Raw genomic sequence first — 19,372 nt, forward strand, 5'->3', positions numbered from 1 at the left:
TTGTAGCTATATCAGTCTAAACCTTAGATTATTGAGGGTAGTGTTTGGCATTGTAGGAGAAAAAAATCATTAGTGAGCTTATAAATGAATAAGATTTTACTGTTTCGCCCTTTTCAGTTTCTTTTCGATCTCATTACGTTGAGTTTCTCATTTGAAATGGGGCTTATTCTGGTAAACTCCTCCTTTTCAGACCAATACCAGCAAAATCTCTTTTTGTTTTTTCTTTTAAGCCTTTCTTGGGGATTGGTTGTGGGATTGTTGCGCCCCTACAGACACACCCGCCTCAAATTTCACGTTTTCACCCTTGTTTATCGGCATTTGATGTCTGTCCTGCTATTTTCAGCATTTGGGATTTTCATATGGATGCTTCTTCAAGACTTTCATCTACCTAGACTTCAGCTCTTTTACACGTTCTTATTGTTCTGGATTTTTGGGTGCACTTGGCGAACTGCGGCAGTGGTCTTACTTAAAATTTATCGTGCCAACGGCAACAATACCCTGAATTATGTCATCGTTGGTTACAATGATACATCACAAAGAATTAAGCGCTTCTACGACCAACATCCCGAATTTGGCTACAAGTTCTACGGCTATTTTGATGAATTGAGTGCTACCAATAAGCCATTAATTAGGGGCGATTACAGCGTCTTAAACCAACTACTCGCTTCGAACCAGATTGATACCGTTTATTGCTGTATTCCTCGTGTAGGGCATCCACTCTTAAAGGATATGGTAGAGAAGTCAAATACTGCTTCGTACAAAGTCAAATTAGTGGTTGACTTTGCCTTCTTTTTTAGCCAAGCACCTTCACTCGAATTTCACGGGATTACTCCAGTTATCTCACTATCATCGGAGTTCTTAGATTACTCCAAAGAGTACATAAGTAAACGACTTTTCGATGTTATTTTTTCAAGCTCTATTTTACTACTTGGGTCTCCCATTTTCCTTTTATTAGGCTTAATAACCAAATTAACGTCTAAAGGTCCAGTCATTTTTTCGCAAGATAGAACTGGCCAATGGGGTAAAAAATTTAAAATATACAAGTTCCGAAGTATGTATGTCGGTGCACGTCTAGGCCATTCGGAAGGTACTCTTGACAAGAGAATAACCCCTTGGGGACGTTTTTTAAGGAAAACACGGCTAGATGAACTGCCTCAATTCTACAATGTTCTGAAAGGTGATATGTCAGTTGTAGGCCCCCGCCCATTAGCAGATTATGATGTTAAAACGTTGATGGATGAGTCACCCGATGATTTTAAACTCATTTTATCCGTCAAACCAGGGATCACTTCCATTGGACAAGTTAAATTTGGTTATGCAGGCTCTCCTGACGAAATTAAGCGAAGACTTCGCTATGACTTACTTTATCTCAATAAAATTTCATTCTTCTTCGATATGTGGTTAATCATGAAAACAATGGTCATCATGATTAAAAAACAAGGAAAATAAATGACAATAGGACTCATTGGGGCTGGTATTTGGGGTAAAAACATCATCCGAGAATTAAGTAACCTAGCGGTTGACATAAAAATCTTCGACCCCAATCCTGAAGCGAAGAAAGATTATCCCCATTTTTTTGTCGATTCACTAGATGATTTGCACACTGCTGATGGAATAGTTTTGGCCTCTCCATCCGTCACTCACCGCTCCATTTTAGAACAAATTGTTCCGTGGGGCATACCCGTTTTTATTGAAAAGCCACTCGTTACCTCACTCGAAGACGCCATCGCTCTTAAAAAGTTTGAAAATTACCCTCTGTTCATGATGCACATTTGGCGCTACCATGCAGGGGTGCAGCTTTTGGGGCAACTAGCTCGTACTAAAGAACTTGGCGATATTACAGCCCTTTACACACATCGGTGTAACTGGACAAGCCCCCGTACCGACACCGATAGCATTTGGAACTTAGCTCCCCACGATTTGACCATTGCCCTTGAAATCCTTGGGTACATTCCAGCGCCGCGTTCTGCGGTCATTGAATGGCATGGAACTAATGCCCGTGGTATGACCGCCCTTCTAGGTCATACGCCTTTTGTTCAAATAGAGGTTTCAAACCGCTTTGCCGATAAACGTCGTGAAATTCGACTACACGGTACCAAAGGGATTGCCATTTTGGCCGATGAAAAAGTAGATTATATCGAAATTTTCTACGGTGACGAATGTAGCTACCCTACGCCAAATAATAGCGAAAAGCGTTTTTTTGACACCACTCCACCTTTACGAAAAGAATTAGAAGCATTTTTAGCATATTTACGCGGTGGCTCACCTCCTATTTCCACTTTTCAGGAAGGAATCACGACCATTGAAGTTCTTACGGCACTTTACACGTTAGGTGCCACAACTTGTTAAACTTTTCGGGCAACATGTCTCCTCGATTTTCTATTTTACTTCCTACCACAAACGACCGTGGGTTGCTACTTCCTTACTCGGTGAGTAGTGTTTTAAAACAAACTATCCCTGATTTTGAGTTACTTATCATTGGTGACGGGGTGAATGAATTTACGAGGGGAGTGATTCAATCGCTTGTTAAACAAGATGCCCGAATCAAGTTTTTTGATTTCCCAAAGCACCTTCGTAGAGGAGAACCCAATCGGCATCAAGTACTTACACACTATGCACAGGGAAAGTATGTAGCGTATCTTTTAGATCGCGACTTGTGGCTTCCAAACCACTTAGAGACATTACTAGAGTTATTTGAAAAAGGAAACTTTGTTTCTTCCAACTATTTCCGACTTTTCCAAAATGGAGACATTCGGTATGGATATTCAAATGCGAGGCAACATTTTGTCTTTTCGGCAGTTGCACATACTTATGAATTTTACAGGCACCTACCCTACGGCTGGCGCACTACCCCTCCCGATGTTTTTACGGATGACTATATGTGGGCGCAATTTATGGAACACCCTGACTATTCCCCATTTTTTGGAAGCGAAGCCACCGTGCTGTATTTTAAACGAGGAGCTACGTATCCAGGAATCCCGACCGAAAAGCGCGTAGAAGAATTAAAAGAGTGGGAAGCAAAACTCAGCGACTCAACATTTCTCCATGTTATGCGCAAAAACGTACTCCAATCGTTACTCGATGAGCGTGCGGCCTTACAAAATGATTGGATTCGGATTAAAGGCAAGACCCTCGCGGAATTGGTTCCTTTTATCCAAACCAAGCTTACATATAGCCTTTACGCTCTAAAGCGGCGACTAGCGTACGCAAAGAAGGGGCATTAGAGGCAGCATCTGTCAGGATAGGGTTTTCAATTCCCCAAGGCAATTCCAATTCAGGATCATCCCAAGCACAACGCCAGTTGTCGTCGCCTCCATAATCCACATAGGCTTCCGAAACTGACTGAATATGAAGCGCAGGCGTATGGAAAAACCAGCCATGCAGCATCCCTTTCGGGAAAATAAGTGCTGCGGGATCATCACCAAAAAGTTCAAATAGGGCAGATTGATGTTGTGTAGGAGAGCCCGCGCGTAAATCCCGCAAGCCAAGCACGCAATGCCCATCAATGAGACAAAAATATTCGTCGTGGCGTTGGTGGTAGTGCATTCCACGAAACACATTCGCTTCCGATTTCACTACACTCCACTGTACAGGTTTAAGAACCGTCCCCCAATGATCCTGAAAAATTTCGGTAAAGGAACCTCTGGAGTCTTTATGTTCTTTCAATGACACCAATTTCACTTCATGTAATTGTGTCCCTGCAATTTGGGTGGATTTTGCGATAGCGGTGGTACTCATGAATCAACGACCTTTTTTACAAAAGTAATTGGCCTTTGTGATTACCACAAGATTTTTGACTACTTTCTTCAAATCCCCTCCTTATACACTCAAGGTAAAGTTATTTAACGGTATCTAGCTTCTTTGGTTTTTACAAAAATGGGCTTTATCTTTGAACCTCTTCTATTAACAAGAGAATACTTGTAATTATGGAAATTTAAGGTGTTTTTCTAAAAAAAATACAAAATGAAGGAGCCTGAAGTTGAAAGTTTTTCTACCACCTTTGAAGAAATTCCATTGGAAGATTCTACCAAATATCCTACTTCTTACGTTGACATTAGCCCGAAACATTCACCCACACTGGTGCAAAACCCGTTATACATTGTGTGTCCTGAATCTAGTATTCCACTTATAACAGACATATTACAGAACTATTCTTATACTCCCTTATTCAATCAGTGTGATCAAATCTTCAAGCGGCAAGGTGTCATTACTTATTACAATGCGGCATACATTGACGACCTTGAGAGAGAATTTTTACTAAGAAATATAGAATATGGAGTTACTGTAATGCCCTTGGTGGATTTTCTGGAGTCAAAAAATAAATATACAGAAATCAGCCTTTTAAATGGTGATTACTTTCTTAACAAGGAAGCCTTCTCTGTACTGAGAAATCGTACTAAAATTGCTACAAAACGTTTTTTTGACATCATCTATGCTTCTATTCTTTTGGCACTTCTATCGCCTATTATGTTGCTAACGGCTATTGCAATACGACTAGAGTCAAAAGGATCGATTTTCTATCGCCAAAAACGTGTGGGGCTTTATAACATCGAATTTGAAGTTATTAAATTTCGTTCGATGCGATCTAATGCTGAAGCAAGTGGTGCGCAATGGGCACAAAAAAACGACCCAAGAGCTACTAAGGTAGGTACGTTTATTAGGAAAACACGAATTGACGAGATTCCTCAGTTGTTTAATGTACTAAAAGGCGAAATGTCTCTCATTGGGCCACGGCCAGAAAGAGCAGTTTTTATTGAAATGTTGAAAACAGCTATCCCTTATTACGAGTTTCGGCACGTCATTAAACCAGGACTAACTGGGTGGGCACAAGTCAAATACCCTTACGGAGCATCCATAGAAGATGGCATGTGGAAACACAGGTATGACATGTACTACATTAAACACCAATCATTCGGATTTGATTTTAAAATAATTTTACATACCATTAGGGTAGTATTAGCTGGGTTGGGACGATAGATAAATTTGCGAGGCTGCCTCTATGAGACATAGGTATTCCATTAATTTTCTGGTGTATTTTTTAATTGGTGCGCTTACTAGTTATGCACAGTTTTTGCCTACGTCCGAGTATAATTTATCGGTAAATGCCTACGGCACAAATTCTCCCACCGTTCCATTCTGGTACTATGCCAATCAATACAACGTTATTCCCAAAAACTCTTCTTCTTTTATAGCAAGGGCCGCGCTTGGTAATACTAAAGGGGACACCGTAAAGTACAGCTGGCGCCAAATACGGCTTTTATATGGACTCGATGGTGCTTTTATTGCCCAACAAAACTCAAATAAATTTAAGCTTATTGAGAGTTTTGCTGGCATCAAATACGGGCCTATTGAATTATTTTATGGTCGTCGGCTCGAAACGATGGGCCTATTGGGCGATACACTTCTTTCTTCTGGTTCTTATAGTTGGTCAGGGAATGCCCAGCCCTTCCCAAAAATTCAATTGTCAATTCCCAACTACGTAGAATTGCCTTTTTTTAGAGGACTATTTTCCATCAAAGGCTCTTTTGCCCACGGATGGTTAGATACCCTTGCAGTTGCGTATGGTCCTCGAACCAATGCGGTAAAAGGCTATTATCACCAAAAGACCTTGTTCATCAAAATGGGTCGCCCAAACTGGAAAATCAATTTAATCGGAGGATTCAATCACCTTGCCCAATGGGGTGGAGAAGACCAAATTTGGCCTAACGGGCTTCCTCCTAAAGAGGCTTGGTGGGCCGTTGTGGTGGGAAAACCGTGGCAGGACAGCCGCGTGGGCAATCACCTTGGAACGCTTGATTTAGGGCTGGTTTGGAAGTTAGCTAACAACAAATCTTTGACTTTTTTTCGTCAAAATATATTCGACGATGGTTCCTTGTATAATTTCTTAAATATTCAAGATGGACTCCAAGGAATAACATTTAACAATCGAAATGCACCAAATTACGCGCAAACATTTACCCTTGAAAAAGTCAATTTTGAATGGATGAACACCACCAGTCAAGGGGGAAATGTATTTGATTTTCAACAACAAATTTTTGGGAGAGACAATTATTTTAATCATTATGTATATTCTGAAGGATGGTCTTATAAAGGTGAAATGATTGGTACGCCTTTTATCCCCAAACAGAGTGATATTATTAGTTCTTTTCCCCTCATCAAAAATGCAAAAACCCTCAATAATAGAGTTCAGATGCTTCACTTAGGTGCAAGCGGTTGGATAGATGAATGGAAATGGCTAGTAAAAGCCTCTTTCAGCAACAACTTGGGTACGTATGATTATCCATTTCCTTCCGCTAGACAACAATTCTCTAGCCTTTTCCAAATCCAAAAGGAACTACCTTGGTTACAGGGAATCGATTGGACAACATCCATTGCAATCGACGCTGGTACACTCTACGAACCTTCCATGGGAATCCAATTAGGGCTTCGTAAAAGAGGATTTTTTTGATAACTTTGTTTTTTACATTGTTCTCACAAGTATTCTATTCGTCCAGAAATTACTTCTTTTCCATTGAAAAAGCTTTTCGTATTACTGTCTTGTTGCTTTTTAATTTTGGGTTGTAGAGGTTTGGCTACCGCACAAGATAGTACTGCAAAACATTCTTTTAGGACTGATTTCAGTGCTTTTTATTACAACACGGCCACCCAAATGCCCTTTTGGTTGCGAGCGAATCAGTACGATGTCGTACCAGAAAAAACAGCCGTTGCGCTAAGCGGGGCAATCGACTTTGAAAGTAACTTATCTGCAAAAAATAATAAATGGAAACTCATAGGCGGTACTCAAGTAGTAGGAAATCTGCTAGATAGTAGAAGTACCACCCTGTTCTTACCCCAGTTGTATGCGGGTGTTAAATATAAAAATTTGCTTTTTTATGCTGGCCGCAAAAAAGAATTGTTTGGTCTAGCTGACAGCACACTTGGCACAGGCTCTTATATATGGTCAGGAAATGCCTTTCCGATGCCTAAAATCCAAATTGAAATACCAGATTATCAACCATTAGGAAAAAATAACCCTTGGTTAGCTTTTAAGGGGAATTACGCTCATAGCTGGTTTGGGACGAACAAGTTTGCCTATGGTTATTATTTGCACCAAAAGTCCGTTTATGTTCGCATCGGTAGGCAAAGCTCTTCCGTCAAACTATATGGGGGTTTTAACCACCAAGTGCAATGGGGCGGAAAAACATTTGATGATATCGGAACGGTCACAAATAAGACGCTTCCCAGCAGTTTTGCAGACTATTTATTAGCAGTAATTGCCATTGGTCCAAACATTGGGGTTCGAAAAGGCAATGCCTTCGACTCTACTAACCGCGTAGGCAACCATTTAGGTACAGTTGATGTTGGCTTTGAACTTGATTTGAAAAAAGTAAATATTTTGGTGTATCGCCAAAATATCTACGAAGATGGGTCTTTATTCTACCTTACAAGCATCGCCGACGGCCTAAATGGAATTGTACTCACCAACCTTTACCCTAGCCAAGAAAAAGGTAGAATTTCCTTTAAAAAAGTGGTATTTGAGTTCTTAAATACCCGTAGTCAGGGTGGTGATACGTTTGTGATGACAAATGGCAAAAAGCGCGGCAAGGACGAGTACTTCAACCACCAACAGTACTACGATGGGTGGTCGTATCGACGACGAATTATTGGGACTCCGTTCATTACCAATCAGGAAGATACCAACCGCCCTGAAGAACAAAATACCAATGACATGGCTAACAACAACCGTGTTTTAGTATATCATCTTGGTTTTGAAGGCAATATCGGCCCCTCGATTCAGTTTTTATCCAAAATCTCTTACAGTGCCAATTACGGTACTTACATCTACCCCTACCCTACCGTTCCTAAGCAACTTTCGGCTTTGTTACAACTCAAAGGCCAAATTCCTGCGCTCTCGGGCTTAGAGTGGGTTGCTTCTGCGGCTATTGACCGTGGTGATCTTTATACCAAAAATACAGGTTTTAGGATAGGTTTTAGACAAACCTTTGGTACAGGCAAATTCCGTACTTCCAACTAGGACACTTCATCCGTATGCGTTCTTCTTCCATAGCTCCGCAGCGAATTGTGTCACTCGTTCCGTCGCAAACTGAGCTTCTTTTTGACCTTGGCTTGGAGGATAAAGTAGTAGGTATTACAAAATTTTGTTGCCATCCCGCCGATAAAGTAAAGAACATCGCAAAAATCGGCGGAACTAAAAATTTTGACTTTGAAAAAATCAAGGCGCTAAAACCTGATTTGATTATTGGCAACAAAGAGGAAAATTATAAAGAAGGCATCGAAACTTTGCAACGTGACTTTCCCGTTTGGATTTCTGACATCATCACCTTAGACGACTCGCTTGAAATGATTCAGAAGGTTGGGGAGCTTACCCACAAAGAACCTGAAGCTTTCAAAATTTGCCAACAATTATCTACCCAATTTGCCTCGCTCCAATCGCCGTCACGTCGCCCACGCGTAGCGTATTTTATTTGGAAAAAGCCCTTTATGGTTGCCGCGAACGGCACGTTTATCCACGAAATGCTAGGTAAAGCTGGTTTTCTCAACGTATTTGACAACCTGACACGTTATCCCGAAATCTCAGAAGCTGACTTACGACAAGCTGCTCCTGAGCTCATTTTTCTTTCTTCAGAGCCTTATTCATTTCGAGAAAAACACTTACTAGAATTTCAAGAAATTTGTCCCTCTGCCCATATTATGTTGGTTGATGGTGAATTGTTCAGTTGGTACGGGAGTAGGTTATTAAAATCCGTTGCTTATTTCAATGAATTGAGAGATCGTTTGTCAAAATTCTTCGTTTCCTGATTTTGTACAAAACTATCTTTGCAAATTTTTAACATTGTACTCAGTTTCATACGATTTTATACCTAAAACCCTCCTTACTATGCTGCTTTTGTATGTCCTGTTGGGGATTGTAGCCCTTGTTTTGTTAGTTGCCTATTTCCATCTTGATACGTTCATTTCCTTCGTCATCGTCAGTATTGGCCTAGGGTTAGCCTGCGGAATGAGCGTAAGTCAAATCAGTCAGTCGCTCGAAAAAGGCATCGGCGGAACGCTCGGGTCATTGGTAATTATCATTGGTTTTGGTTCTATGCTTGGTAAACTCGTGGCAGATAGTGGGGCAGCCCAACGGATTACCACCACCCTCATGAATATTTTTGGCCTGAAATACCTTCCTTGGGGATTGGCCTTGGCTGGTTTTATCATTGGTTTGCCTTTGTTTTATAATGCGGGTTTTGTGATTGTCATCCCCCTCATTTTTACCATTACTGCTTCCACCCGACTTCCCATGTTGTATGTCGCTATTCCGATGTTGTCTGCCCTTTCGGTAGCGCACGGTTACTTGCCTCCTCACCCTTCGCCTACGGCCATTGCTACTCAATTTAAAGCAGATGTGGGGCAGACACTCTTTTATGGGATTTTGGTTGCGATTCCTGCCATCATCATTGCGGGGCCTATTTTTGGAAAAACCTTAAAAAAATACAACCCTAAGCCCGACGCTTCACTTTTTAACACCCGCCAATTTACCGAAGACGAAATGCCTAGCCTGAGCATCAGCCTTGTAGTAGCGCTTTTGCCTTTGCTTTTACTGACATTGATGCCTTGGCTCAAAGGACAATTTGAGGAAAATTCGGCGTTACATACGGCGTTTGCCTTTTTGGGCGACCCCTCTATTTCGATGCTCATTTCAGTACTGGTCGCTATTTATTTCTTGGGAATCCGTCGGGGCAGAAGTACCAAACATGTGATGAAATCGTTGGAAGAAGCTTTCAAAAGTGTCTCAATCATTCTCTTAATTGTAGCAGGAGCAGGTGGTTTTAAACAAATACTCACCGACGGCGGGGTAAGCAAGTACATTGGTGAACTACTAGCAGGTGTCCAAATTTCACCTCTTTTGTTAGGTTGGGCGATTGCGGGCGTAATTCGTATTTGTGTGGGTTCGGCTACAGTAGCGGGCCTCACGGCCGTTGGAATCATCGCTCCTTTAGTTCAAAGTCAGGGAGTTAAGCCTGAATTAATGGTGTTGGCCATCGGCTCAGGTAGCTTGATTTGTTCTCACCTCAACGACGGTGGTTTTTGGTTGTTCAAAGAATATTTCAACCTGTCCATCAAAGAAACCTTACAAACTTGGACGATTATGGAAACCATTGTTTCGGTAGTGGGGTTAATTGGAGTTCTTATTTTAAACCAATTTGTTTAGTCTGGCTAAAACCCATCTAGTTAAAAATCAACTATTTGAACATAAAATTCTATTTATAAGCAATGATTACTTCGGTAGTCATTGCTTATTTTTTAAATTTATTTATTAATTTGCTTCATCAATATTTCTAACCTTCAATCCCTCCCACTCCATGAAAAATTTCTTGGAACGCCGCTCATTTCTAAAAGCTACGGCAGCCATTGGTTCTGCCTTAGGATTACCTTTTGTTTCTAATGCTCGCTCAAATTCAATAGAAGAAACGATTGCTCAAACAACCGTCATCCCAAAGGCCGTTGGTAAGTCGGTAATTGGTCTAAAATCAGCACCGATTCCGCAGGTTCGGGTAGCTTTTATTGGAGTCGGGAACCGTGGTTCGGGGCACGTAAAATTGGTACATGCCTGCGGAGCAAAAGCCAAAATTGTGGCCGTTTGCGACATTCAGGAACGATATACCAACCGAACCAAACAGTGGCTTGAGTCAAAAGGGGTCAATGACGTCGCCTACTATCATTCAAAAGTGGACGCCTGGAAGGAAATGTGTCGCCGCGATGACATCGACCTCGTTATCATTGCCACTCCTTGGGAAGACCACGTCCCCATGTGCGTTTATGCCATGCAACAAGGAAAACACGCTGCGACGGAAGTACCTGCTGCTTATACCGTAGAAGACTGTTGGAAACTGGTAAATACCGCCGAGCAAACCCAACGCAACTGCATGATGCTCGAAAACGTTTGCTACGGCGACGAAGAACTTTGGGTATTAAACATGGCCGAACAGGGTGTTTTTGGTACCATTACTTATGCCGAATGTGGCTACATCCACGATTTGCGGGAATTGCTTTTCTCCAAAACTGAATACTACAACATGTGGCGGATTCGTCACAATTTGACCCGCGACGGAAACCTTTACCCGATGCACGGCCTCGGCCCTGTGTCGCAATACATGAACATCGACCGTGGCGACCGCTTCAACCACTTGGTATCAATGAGTAGTTTGGAGGCCAGTCTCAGTGAAGACTCTTCTACCATGACTGACCCTTCCAACGAATTCCACGGGCGAAAAGGTTTCAAACACGGCGACATGAACAATACCCTGATTAAAACCCATTTAGGTCGTACTATTTTGGTTCAGCACGATGTCGTTACGGCTCGTCCTTACAGCCGTATTAACATGCTGGCTGGAACCAAGGCATTCCATACGGGCTATCCGAGCCGTTTTGCCAAAAAAGGACAAGGGCACGGTTTTATTAAAGACGAAGAATACAAAGCTTTACGCGAACAATACAAGCACCCTATTTGGGCAAAAATGAAGGAAGAAATCGAACGTAACGGTGGTCACGGCGGCATGGACTTCGTACTAATTTACCGCTTGATTGACTGCTTCAACCGTGGAACAGCCCTCGACATGGACGTGTATGATGCCGCTTCTTGGTCGGCGGTAACTCCGCTTTCTGCCCTTTCGATTCAAGGTGGCAATGCCCCTGTTAAATTCCCTGACTTCACGCGCGGACGCTGGAAAGAAGACCGTAAACTTGGTATTTTGACCAACGTTTAATATCCCTCCCAATCCTTCCAAGTTTCAAAACTTGGAAGGATTATTTTACCACCATTCCCATGACCTTTCTGAACAAACTACTCGTTGGTACAGTAGCTGTTTGCGTTTTGGCATACGGCTATCATTCCCTGTCTGAAAGTGAAATTGATTTTAATACGCAAGTCAAGCCTATTTTGAACAAAAAGTGCATGGCTTGCCACGGTGGAGTAAAAAAAGCAGGCGGGTTTAGTCTCTTGTTTGAAGAAGAAGCTTTCGGAAAAACCAAATCTGGAAAGCCTGCCATCATTCCAGGGGATGCTGCTCACTCCGAATTTATCCTTCGTTTGACGCACCCTGATCCTGAAAAATTTATGCCCAAAAAGGGCGAGCCTCTCAGTGAAGAGGAAATAGAGCTCTTGACTAAATGGATTGATCAAGGAGCAAAATGGGGCAAACATTGGGCGTACCAAGCCGTCGAAAAACCTGCTGTTCCAAGTAGTTCATGGTGGAAGTTTTGGGAAAAATCGTGGGTCAACAACGATATTGACCACTTTGTGACCGAAAAATTAAAAGAACAGCACTTATCGCATAGCCAAGAAGCCGATAAAGCCACGCTGTTACGTCGCGTAACGCTCGATTTGACAGGGCTTACACCCACCGAGCAACAGTACAAGGCATTTCTTAACAATCCCGCCCCCAATGCCTACGAAACGGTGGTTGACTCTTTGTTAAAATCACCAGCTTTTGGGGAAAAATGGGCTTCGATGTGGCTCGATTTGGCGCGCTATGCCGATTCAAAAGGCTACGAAAAGGACGATATTCGCAATGCTTGGCGTTACCGCGATTGGGTCATTAAGGCGTTTAATCAAAACATGCCTTATGACCAGTTTATCACCGAACAATTGGCAGGTGATTTGCTTCCGAATCCTACCGAAAATCAACTCATCGCCACTGGTTTTCACCGAAATACAACCAATAATGACGAAGGAGGAACTGACGATGAAGAGTTTCGAGTCGCTGCCGTGCTCGACCGCGTAAGTACCAATTGGGTGGCTTTCAACAGTACGACCTTTGCGTGTGTCCAATGCCATAGCCATCCCTATGACCCTTTTAAGCACGAAGAGTTTTATAAATACATGGCCTTCTTCAACAACACGCGCGACGAGGATGTCATGGACGAATCGGCTCACTTGCGGTTTTTCAACGAAACCGACCAAAAGAAGCTGGATGAAGTCGCTCAATGGGTAAAAACTTCCGTTTCTGAAACGAAGTCGAAAGAAATTGTGCATTTTTTACGAACCGTCGAACCGCGCATCTACGCGCACAATTTTGATAGTTTTCAAAAAGGAACTTCCGAACCTAGTTCATACATGGGGATGCAAAATGGGGGAACCTGCCGCTTGAAAAACGCGCCAACCATCAACAAAAGTCGGATGCTGATTTCGTACGTCACGGCGCAAGTGGGTGGAAGCATCGAAATTAGAACTGATAGCCTCAACGGCCCTAAATTGGCCGTGGTAAAGCTTGATACGGCACAAGGACGTAATTTTTGGAACGGCCTTACACTCCTAAAATGGGTAAATCTCCCCAAATTTAGCACAAGAAAAGACCTACATTTTATTTTCCGAAACCCCAAACTAGCCTCTGAAAGCCAGGATGTTTGTTTGGTCAATTGGGTCATGTTTTTGGAAGACGACTTTCCTGGAAAAGGAAAAGAAGGCTACGATACGCAGTTCAAGCATTTCAACGAACTGCTGCTCACTCGCACCGAAAACGTCCCTATCATGCTCGAAAATCCAGCCGATTTGAAACGTACCACTCGAATTTTTGAGCGGGGAAGTATGTTTTCGCCCACCACGGCCGTCGAGCCCGATGTTCCTCATTCATTACACCCTTTTCCTAAAAACGCCCCCCGAAATAGACTAGGATTAGCCCGATGGATTACGGCTAAAGAAAACCCGCTCACGGCTCGAACGCTGGTTAATCGGGTGTGGGAGCAGTTATTTGGAACAGGGCTTGTCGAAACCCTCGAAGACATGGGTTCGCAAGGCTTTGCTCCTACCCACCAAGCGTTGCTCGACTACCTTTCGTACCGTTTTATGGACGATATGAAATGGCAAATCAAACCGTTTTTAAAGGAGATTGTTTTGTCAGCCACCTACCGTCAAGATTCGCACGTTACGGATGAACTTTTGGAGAAAGACCCTGCCAATCGTTATTTGGCGCGTGGTCCTCGCGTTCGATTGACGGGCGAGCAGGTTCGTGACCAAGCCTTGGTCGTCAGCAATTTATTGAGCAAAAAAATGTACGGCCGCCCCGTCATGCCTTACCAACCACAAGGGGTTTGGCAAGTCGTGTACAGCGGTTCAAAATGGACCCAAAGCGTGGGTGAAGACGCCTATAGGCGCGCCATTTATACCTACATTCGGCGTTCAAGTCCGTATCCGAGTATGCTTACGTTTGATGGCTCTACGCGCGATGTGTGTTTGGCTCGGCGGATTCGTACCAACACTCCTTTGCAGGCATTGGTCACCCTCAACGATTCGGCCTTTGTCGATGTAGCCCAACACTTTGCACGTCGAATGCAGCACGAAGGAGGAAAAACTGTGGCTTCTCAGCTTCAAAAAGGATATGAGTGGATGACGGGTCATGTACTTCCAAAACCGAAGCAAGAAGTATTTGAAAAGCTCTATCAAGAAGCGCTAGTGCGTTTTCAAAAAAATCCAAAAAAACGCGAAGACTGGATGTGTAACAGCACGGCTGAAGCCGCCGCACTGGCGTTTGTTGCCAATACTATGTTGAATATGGACGAGTTTATAACGAAGGAATAACTCATGAAACTTCAAAACGAACTTCAACTCGAATCCGCTCTGTTGGAAACTCGGCGGCATTTTCTCAAGCAATGTACGTCGGGGCTGGGCATGATGGCCTTAGGAACCATGTTTGGAAGCTGCGGCAACGGAAGTACTAAAAAACAGCTTGTTACGAATCCGTTAGATGTGAAAATTCCACATTTTGCGGCGAAGGCTAAATCGGTAATTTTCTTGCACATGTGCGGTTCTCCGTCACAACTTGAGCTGTGGGATTATAAACCCGAATTAGCCAAATTGGACGGCAAACCTTGCCCTCCTTCCTTTTTGGAAGGTAAAAAATTCGCGTTCATCCGCGGAGTACCCGACATGCTTGGGTCGGTGGGCGTGTTTAAGCAACACGGCCAATCGGGTGCATGGATGTCCGATTATTTTACCTATTTACCCCAAATGGCCGATGAAATTTCGTTTTTGAAAGCCATGTACACCGACCAATTTAACCACGCCCCTGCGCAGTTGTTTATGCACACGGGCAGTGCGCGCTTAGGTCGCCCTTCGATGGGCTCGTGGGTGACGTACGGGTTAGGTTCCGAAAACGCCAACTTACCAGGTTTTGTGGTACTTACATCGGGCGGAAAAGCCCCTGACGCAGGCAAATCGGTCTGGGGAAATGGCTTTTTGCCTTCGGTTTACCAAGGAGTTCAATGTCGTTCAGAAGGCGACCCCGTTTTGTTTTTGAGCGACCCCAACGGTTTGGATAGAGATTTACGCAAAAAAGCCATTGATGCCCTCACGGCGGTCAATCAGCAACAATACGAGGAATTTAAAGACCCCGAAACACTCGCCCGCATTGCACAGTACGAAATGGCTTTCAAAATGCAGGTATCGGTGCCTGAGGTCATGGATATTAGCAAAGAACCTACCTACATTCATCAACTCTACGGTACGCAGCCTGGGCAATCATCGTTTGCCAACAACTGCCTTTTGGCGCGTAAATTGGTGGAAAAAGGCGTTCGTTTTGTGCAGTTATACGATTGGGGATGGGATACCCACGGCGACGGAAAGGGGACTTCGTTGGAATTTGGTTTACGCGATAAAATCAATCAAATCGACCAATCCATCACGGCTTTACTGTTGGATTTGAAACAACGCGGTATGTTGGACGAAACGTTGGTGGTGTGGGGAACGGAATTTGGCCGAACGCCGATGCAAGAAAACCGCAACGGCAAAAAAATGCCCTTCAAAGGCCGCGACCACCATACGGATGCGTTTACGTGCTGGATGGCAGGCGGTGGTGTCAAGCGAGGATTTAGTATGGGAGAAAGCGATGAGCTAGGGTATTTTGGCATCAAGGACCGAACGCACATTCACGATTTACAAGCGACGATTTTGCACCAACTTGGTTTTGACCACGAACAGCTCACTTACGAGTTTCAAGGAAGAAATTTCCGACTGACCGATACAGCTGGCAAAGTAATTAAAAACGTGATTGCCTAAAAAAGATAAAGCCCCGCTATCGTGAGCGGGGCTTTATACTGACTATTCCTAAACCCTTAACCTTTTCTACATGAAAAAACTAATATTATTATCTATCAATTTTTCTCTTTTTCTTTAAAAACCATTGAGTGAGCTAATTTGTTCCCCTTGATTTTCAAGTTCTTCGCTTTCCATAAGACTGTTCCAGTCGAGCTTCCAGAGAAAATTGATGTTATGCGATGTCTTTTTTAAACTTTGCAACCAGTCTTTCGCATTTGCCTCATTGCTTGTACTCAGCGAATGAATCATTAGACTAACTGCGTTTCTAAACTGCTTTTGCTTTTCAGCATCAACATTCAAAAACTTAGACGGAGAGTTGTTGTAATAAGTCACAATTTCTACAAAAACTTTCCAATCTTCTTGCTCAACGAAAGGCGTGTACTGTTCATTGATGTACTGCTCGAATGCCTTTTGTTGCGCTTTCACCAGTGAAGTACCCTTCGGACTAGCGTTTGTTTTGCTACTTTCTTTTGCGTTTGACTCGGTCGCTAAAAGTACAAATCCGAGTGCAATTGCAAATATAATTGAGTTAACCGTTACTTTCATAATAAAGTTCAATTTTGCTCTTGCTCATTGAACGATACAAAGGTCGGGATAAATTTTTAATCTGCAAATTTCCATTTTCCACAAATTAAAATATTATTTCGACTAAACTTCTATAAATAAGGGTTTTAGGAACAGTATAAGTAAGATTTATGATTTTTGTCAGAATTTTATTTTGGTTAAAAAAATAAAATGTCGATAAAATTTTTTTTAACAAAAAAATAAAGTTCTTTAAAAAATACAATCATTGATTGAAATTATTCATCGTATTTTGTATTCCTAAAGTACAAAAACTGAGTACTGCGTCGCCAGCACGGTCCAAATCAATAAGTAGTTCTTCAAAACTATCTTCTGGAAAATTACTCAAAACATACCTAACCTGCTGTCCACGCGGAAAATCACTTCCTACTCCGAAGCGCATTCGGACGTATTCTTGCGTCCCCAACAATTCTTCAATGTTGCGCAAGCCATTGTGCCCTCCATTCGACCCTTTGGGTTTGATTCTTATTTTTCCTTGCGGCAACTGGATTTCGTCCGTAATCACCATTACGTTTTCCAAAGGCACCTTAAAGGCATCCATGTAGTAGCGTAGTGCCTTGCCGCTGAGGTTCATGTAGGTGGTGGGCTTAATGAAGTAAATTTGACGCCCTTTGTGTTTAAACTCAGCCGTATAGGCCAATTTTTGCATGGTAAACTTAAAATCGTGCTGGGCTGCCAGGCGGTCGAGCACCATAAAACCAATATTATGCCGCGTAAGGGCATATTCTGGGCCTATATTTCCAAGGCCAACAATCAGGTATTTCATAGTTTAGACTGAAAATAAAACGAAGGTAGTAACTACTTTTTAGAAGCGACTATTTTTTGTTGAAGGCCATTAAAAAAGGCTTCGCGGTAGGTATCTCCCAATGGAATGTGACCTTCGGCAACCATGATTTGATTGCCATCAATGCCCTGTATTTTGCCCAAAGCAACAATGTACGACTTGTGTACCCGCAGAAAATAGGGTTTTGGTAAACGTTCTTCGAGCTCTTTGATGGTAAGAAGCGTAACGATTCGTTTGTCATCGGTAAAAATCGAAACGTAATTTCCTAGCCCTTCTACGTATCTTATTTCGGAAAGAACCACTTTCAGCAATTTTCCTTTGGTTTCGGTCTTCACAAAAATATAATCGTCGAGAAACGATGTCGCCGAAGTAGAAGCCGTCTTGGGTTGTTCTTCGGCTTCAAGTAACATATGCGCTTTCTGAACTGCTTTCAAAAACCGTTCAAAACGCATGGGTTTTAACAAATAATCAACAATGTCTAAGTCATACCCTTCAAGCGCATATTCAGGATAAGCCGTGCATAGAATGACCTTGGTTCGTCCACCGAGAAGTTTTAGAAACTGAATACCCGTAATTTCGGGCATGTGTACATCCAAAAACACCAAATCAATCGGCTCTCTTTGAACCAGTTGGAAGGCTTCGATGGCATCGGTAGTAGCGGCAACCAGCTCTAAGTTTGGGATTTTTTCGACATATCGCGAAATTATATCCAAGGCATGTTGCTCATCATCAACGGCAAGACAACGAATTGACATCGTAATTGGGGATTGGTCCGAACCACAAATGTACAGATTCTCACTCATTGTCAAACGTGATTTATGACCAAGTTAACCTCAAAGTAATGCTTGGTGTCGTTGATAGTTAGCTGATGTGAATTAGGATAAACTAATTCTAACCTGCGTCGTACGTTGTTCAAGCCTATCCCGCTTGAATTTTCTTTAGGCCCTTCCGACTTGCGGTTTTTCACCGTAAACACCAACGAAGAATCAGGCGTTATTTGCAATTGAATCTGGACAGGCTCTTCAGCCTTGGTCGTTTTTCCGTGTTTAAAGGCATTTTCAACAAACGAAATCAACACCAAAGGCAAAATGCGTTTGCTTGTTACATTACCTTCTACCGTAAACTCAACGGCAAGTTTATTCCCAAAACGAAGTTGATGAATCGTAATAAAATTCTTGATATGGCTTACCTCTTTTTCCAGTGATACCAAGCCCGTTTCGTCGGTATCGTGCAAGCTATATCGCATCATATCCGATAACAGCAAAATAGCTTCTCCCAGCGACTCCGAAAGCGGTTCTGCCTGGGCGTGTAGGTAGCTAAGGGTGTTGTAAAGAAAGTGAGGATTGATTTGGTTTTTAAGCGAGCTTAGCTCCGCAACCAACGCCATTTTCTCCAATGTTTGGCGTTTTTTTTGTTCCTCAAAATAGTCCAGTAAAATACGATACCCAAACCCCACAATCATAAACACCAACGACGTACGCAGTAACCAAGGAAAATAATCTAAAAAGCTACTTAGGTATTCGGCCGAAAGAGACCCAAAAAGCAACTCCGTGACGTAGGTTCGGAAGAATGAAAAAACGGCTGTTACTGATAGTTGTAATGCCAAAGAGCTCAAGAGCCATTTGGTTTTATTTCCAGAATAAGGGACTATTTTAAGCAGATACGCATAGCCATAGGTAACTCCTGTCACCAACACCATGTGCAACACAAACCAATAAAAATAGTGCCACGTAAAGGTTTGCTCAAATCGTCCCTGAAGGTAATTGCTTATTGAGTCCTGTAGAAGCAGCAAAGCCCCCCAAAAGGTCCAAAAGAAGATGTGGTATTTGTATTTATGCCATTGGTACATTTTGCTGTGAAATTCTTTTAAAAACAAATATCGGTTAGATAATCCTTATGGTGTTGGTTTATTGGACGAATTTGGTCTTTGG

At 42.7% G+C, this 19,372-nt stretch carries 16 protein-coding genes; 11 read left to right on the plus strand and 5 right to left on the minus strand.

Features of this window, described 5'->3' with window-relative positions; all coding sequences use genetic code 11:
* The first annotated feature begins 84 nt into the window (after nucleotides 1–84).
* The 3 genes from AC23N5_RS23455 to AC23N5_RS23465 are packed head-to-tail and all read left to right on the plus strand — an operon-like array spanning nucleotide 85 to nucleotide 3,224.
* On the plus strand, nucleotides 85–1,449 hold the full coding sequence (locus AC23N5_RS23455) for a sugar transferase (protein ID WP_487757486.1): 1,365 nt from the start codon (nucleotides 85–87) through the stop codon (nucleotides 1,447–1,449).
* Complete coding sequence (locus AC23N5_RS23460) at nucleotides 1,450–2,349, plus strand: Gfo/Idh/MocA family protein (RefSeq protein WP_487757487.1); 900 nt, start codon at nucleotides 1,450–1,452, stop codon at nucleotides 2,347–2,349.
* Between the two features lie 14 nt (nucleotides 2,350–2,363).
* Nucleotides 2,364–3,224, plus strand: a complete 861-nt coding sequence (locus AC23N5_RS23465) for a glycosyltransferase family 2 protein (protein WP_487757488.1) — start codon at nucleotides 2,364–2,366, stop codon at nucleotides 3,222–3,224.
* Here the strand turns inward: AC23N5_RS23465 and AC23N5_RS23470 are convergent.
* Entirely contained in the window at nucleotides 3,166–3,738 is a 573-nt protein-coding gene (locus AC23N5_RS23470; protein WP_183971160.1) for a dTDP-4-dehydrorhamnose 3,5-epimerase family protein, read from the minus strand. The genes AC23N5_RS23465 and AC23N5_RS23470 overlap by 59 nt on opposite strands.
* A 225-nt stretch (nucleotides 3,739–3,963) precedes the next feature.
* Here AC23N5_RS23470 and AC23N5_RS23475 point away from each other — a divergent pair, with 225 nt between their 5' ends.
* The 8 genes from AC23N5_RS23475 to AC23N5_RS23510 all read left to right on the plus strand — a co-directional run bounded on the left by AC23N5_RS23475 (nucleotide 3,964) and on the right by AC23N5_RS23510 (nucleotide 16,036).
* Nucleotides 3,964–4,977, plus strand: a complete 1,014-nt coding sequence (locus tag AC23N5_RS23475; protein WP_183971159.1) for a sugar transferase — start codon at nucleotides 3,964–3,966, stop codon at nucleotides 4,975–4,977.
* 22 nt (nucleotides 4,978–4,999) lie between these two features.
* Nucleotides 5,000–6,448 (plus strand): capsule assembly Wzi family protein, encoded by a 1,449-nt coding sequence (locus tag AC23N5_RS23480; protein WP_487757489.1) that lies wholly within the window; start codon nucleotides 5,000–5,002, stop codon nucleotides 6,446–6,448.
* Between the two features lie 201 nt (nucleotides 6,449–6,649).
* Nucleotides 6,650–8,014 (plus strand): capsule assembly Wzi family protein, encoded by a 1,365-nt coding sequence (locus AC23N5_RS23485; protein ID WP_487757490.1) that lies wholly within the window; start codon nucleotides 6,650–6,652, stop codon nucleotides 8,012–8,014.
* 14 nt (nucleotides 8,015–8,028) lie between these two features.
* Nucleotides 8,029–8,799: an ABC transporter substrate-binding protein gene (locus AC23N5_RS23490; RefSeq protein WP_487757491.1), complete on the plus strand. Its 771-nt coding sequence runs from the start codon at nucleotides 8,029–8,031 to the stop codon at nucleotides 8,797–8,799.
* Nucleotides 8,800–8,878: 79 nt separating this feature from the next.
* Entirely contained in the window at nucleotides 8,879–10,195 is a 1,317-nt protein-coding gene (locus tag AC23N5_RS23495; protein WP_487757492.1) for a gluconate:H+ symporter, read from the plus strand.
* A gap of 151 nt (nucleotides 10,196–10,346) precedes the next feature.
* The gene (locus AC23N5_RS23500) at nucleotides 10,347–11,750 is read left to right on the plus strand and encodes a Gfo/Idh/MocA family protein (protein ID WP_487757493.1); all 1,404 of its coding nucleotides are present in this window, start codon (nucleotides 10,347–10,349) and stop codon (nucleotides 11,748–11,750) included.
* 59 nt (nucleotides 11,751–11,809) lie between these two features.
* On the plus strand, nucleotides 11,810–14,560 hold the full coding sequence (locus AC23N5_RS23505; protein WP_487757494.1) for a DUF1553 domain-containing protein: 2,751 nt from the start codon (nucleotides 11,810–11,812) through the stop codon (nucleotides 14,558–14,560).
* A 3-nt stretch (nucleotides 14,561–14,563) separates the two neighbouring features.
* Nucleotides 14,564–16,036, plus strand: a complete 1,473-nt coding sequence (locus AC23N5_RS23510; protein ID WP_487757495.1) for a DUF1501 domain-containing protein — start codon at nucleotides 14,564–14,566, stop codon at nucleotides 16,034–16,036.
* A 114-nt stretch (nucleotides 16,037–16,150) separates the two neighbouring features.
* Here the strand turns inward: AC23N5_RS23510 and AC23N5_RS23515 are convergent, their stop codons facing one another.
* The 4 genes from AC23N5_RS23515 to AC23N5_RS23530 all read right to left on the minus strand — a co-directional run bounded on the left by AC23N5_RS23515 (nucleotide 16,151) and on the right by AC23N5_RS23530 (nucleotide 19,290).
* Complete coding sequence (locus tag AC23N5_RS23515) at nucleotides 16,151–16,621, minus strand: hypothetical protein (protein ID WP_183971151.1); 471 nt, start codon at nucleotides 16,619–16,621, stop codon at nucleotides 16,151–16,153.
* A gap of 241 nt (nucleotides 16,622–16,862) precedes the next feature.
* Nucleotides 16,863–17,423: an aminoacyl-tRNA hydrolase gene (pth, locus tag AC23N5_RS23520; protein ID WP_028521881.1), complete on the minus strand. Its 561-nt coding sequence runs from the start codon at nucleotides 17,421–17,423 to the stop codon at nucleotides 16,863–16,865.
* 32 nt (nucleotides 17,424–17,455) lie between these two features.
* Nucleotides 17,456–18,244: a LytR/AlgR family response regulator transcription factor gene (locus tag AC23N5_RS23525; RefSeq protein ID WP_487757496.1), complete on the minus strand. Its 789-nt coding sequence runs from the start codon at nucleotides 18,242–18,244 to the stop codon at nucleotides 17,456–17,458.
* 2 nt (nucleotides 18,245–18,246) lie between these two features.
* Nucleotides 18,247–19,290, minus strand: a complete 1,044-nt coding sequence (locus tag AC23N5_RS23530; RefSeq protein ID WP_487757497.1) for a sensor histidine kinase — start codon at nucleotides 19,288–19,290, stop codon at nucleotides 18,247–18,249.
* Nucleotides 19,291–19,372: the final 82 nt, after the last annotated feature.

This window comes from Runella sp. R5_40 (assembly GCF_057652295.1).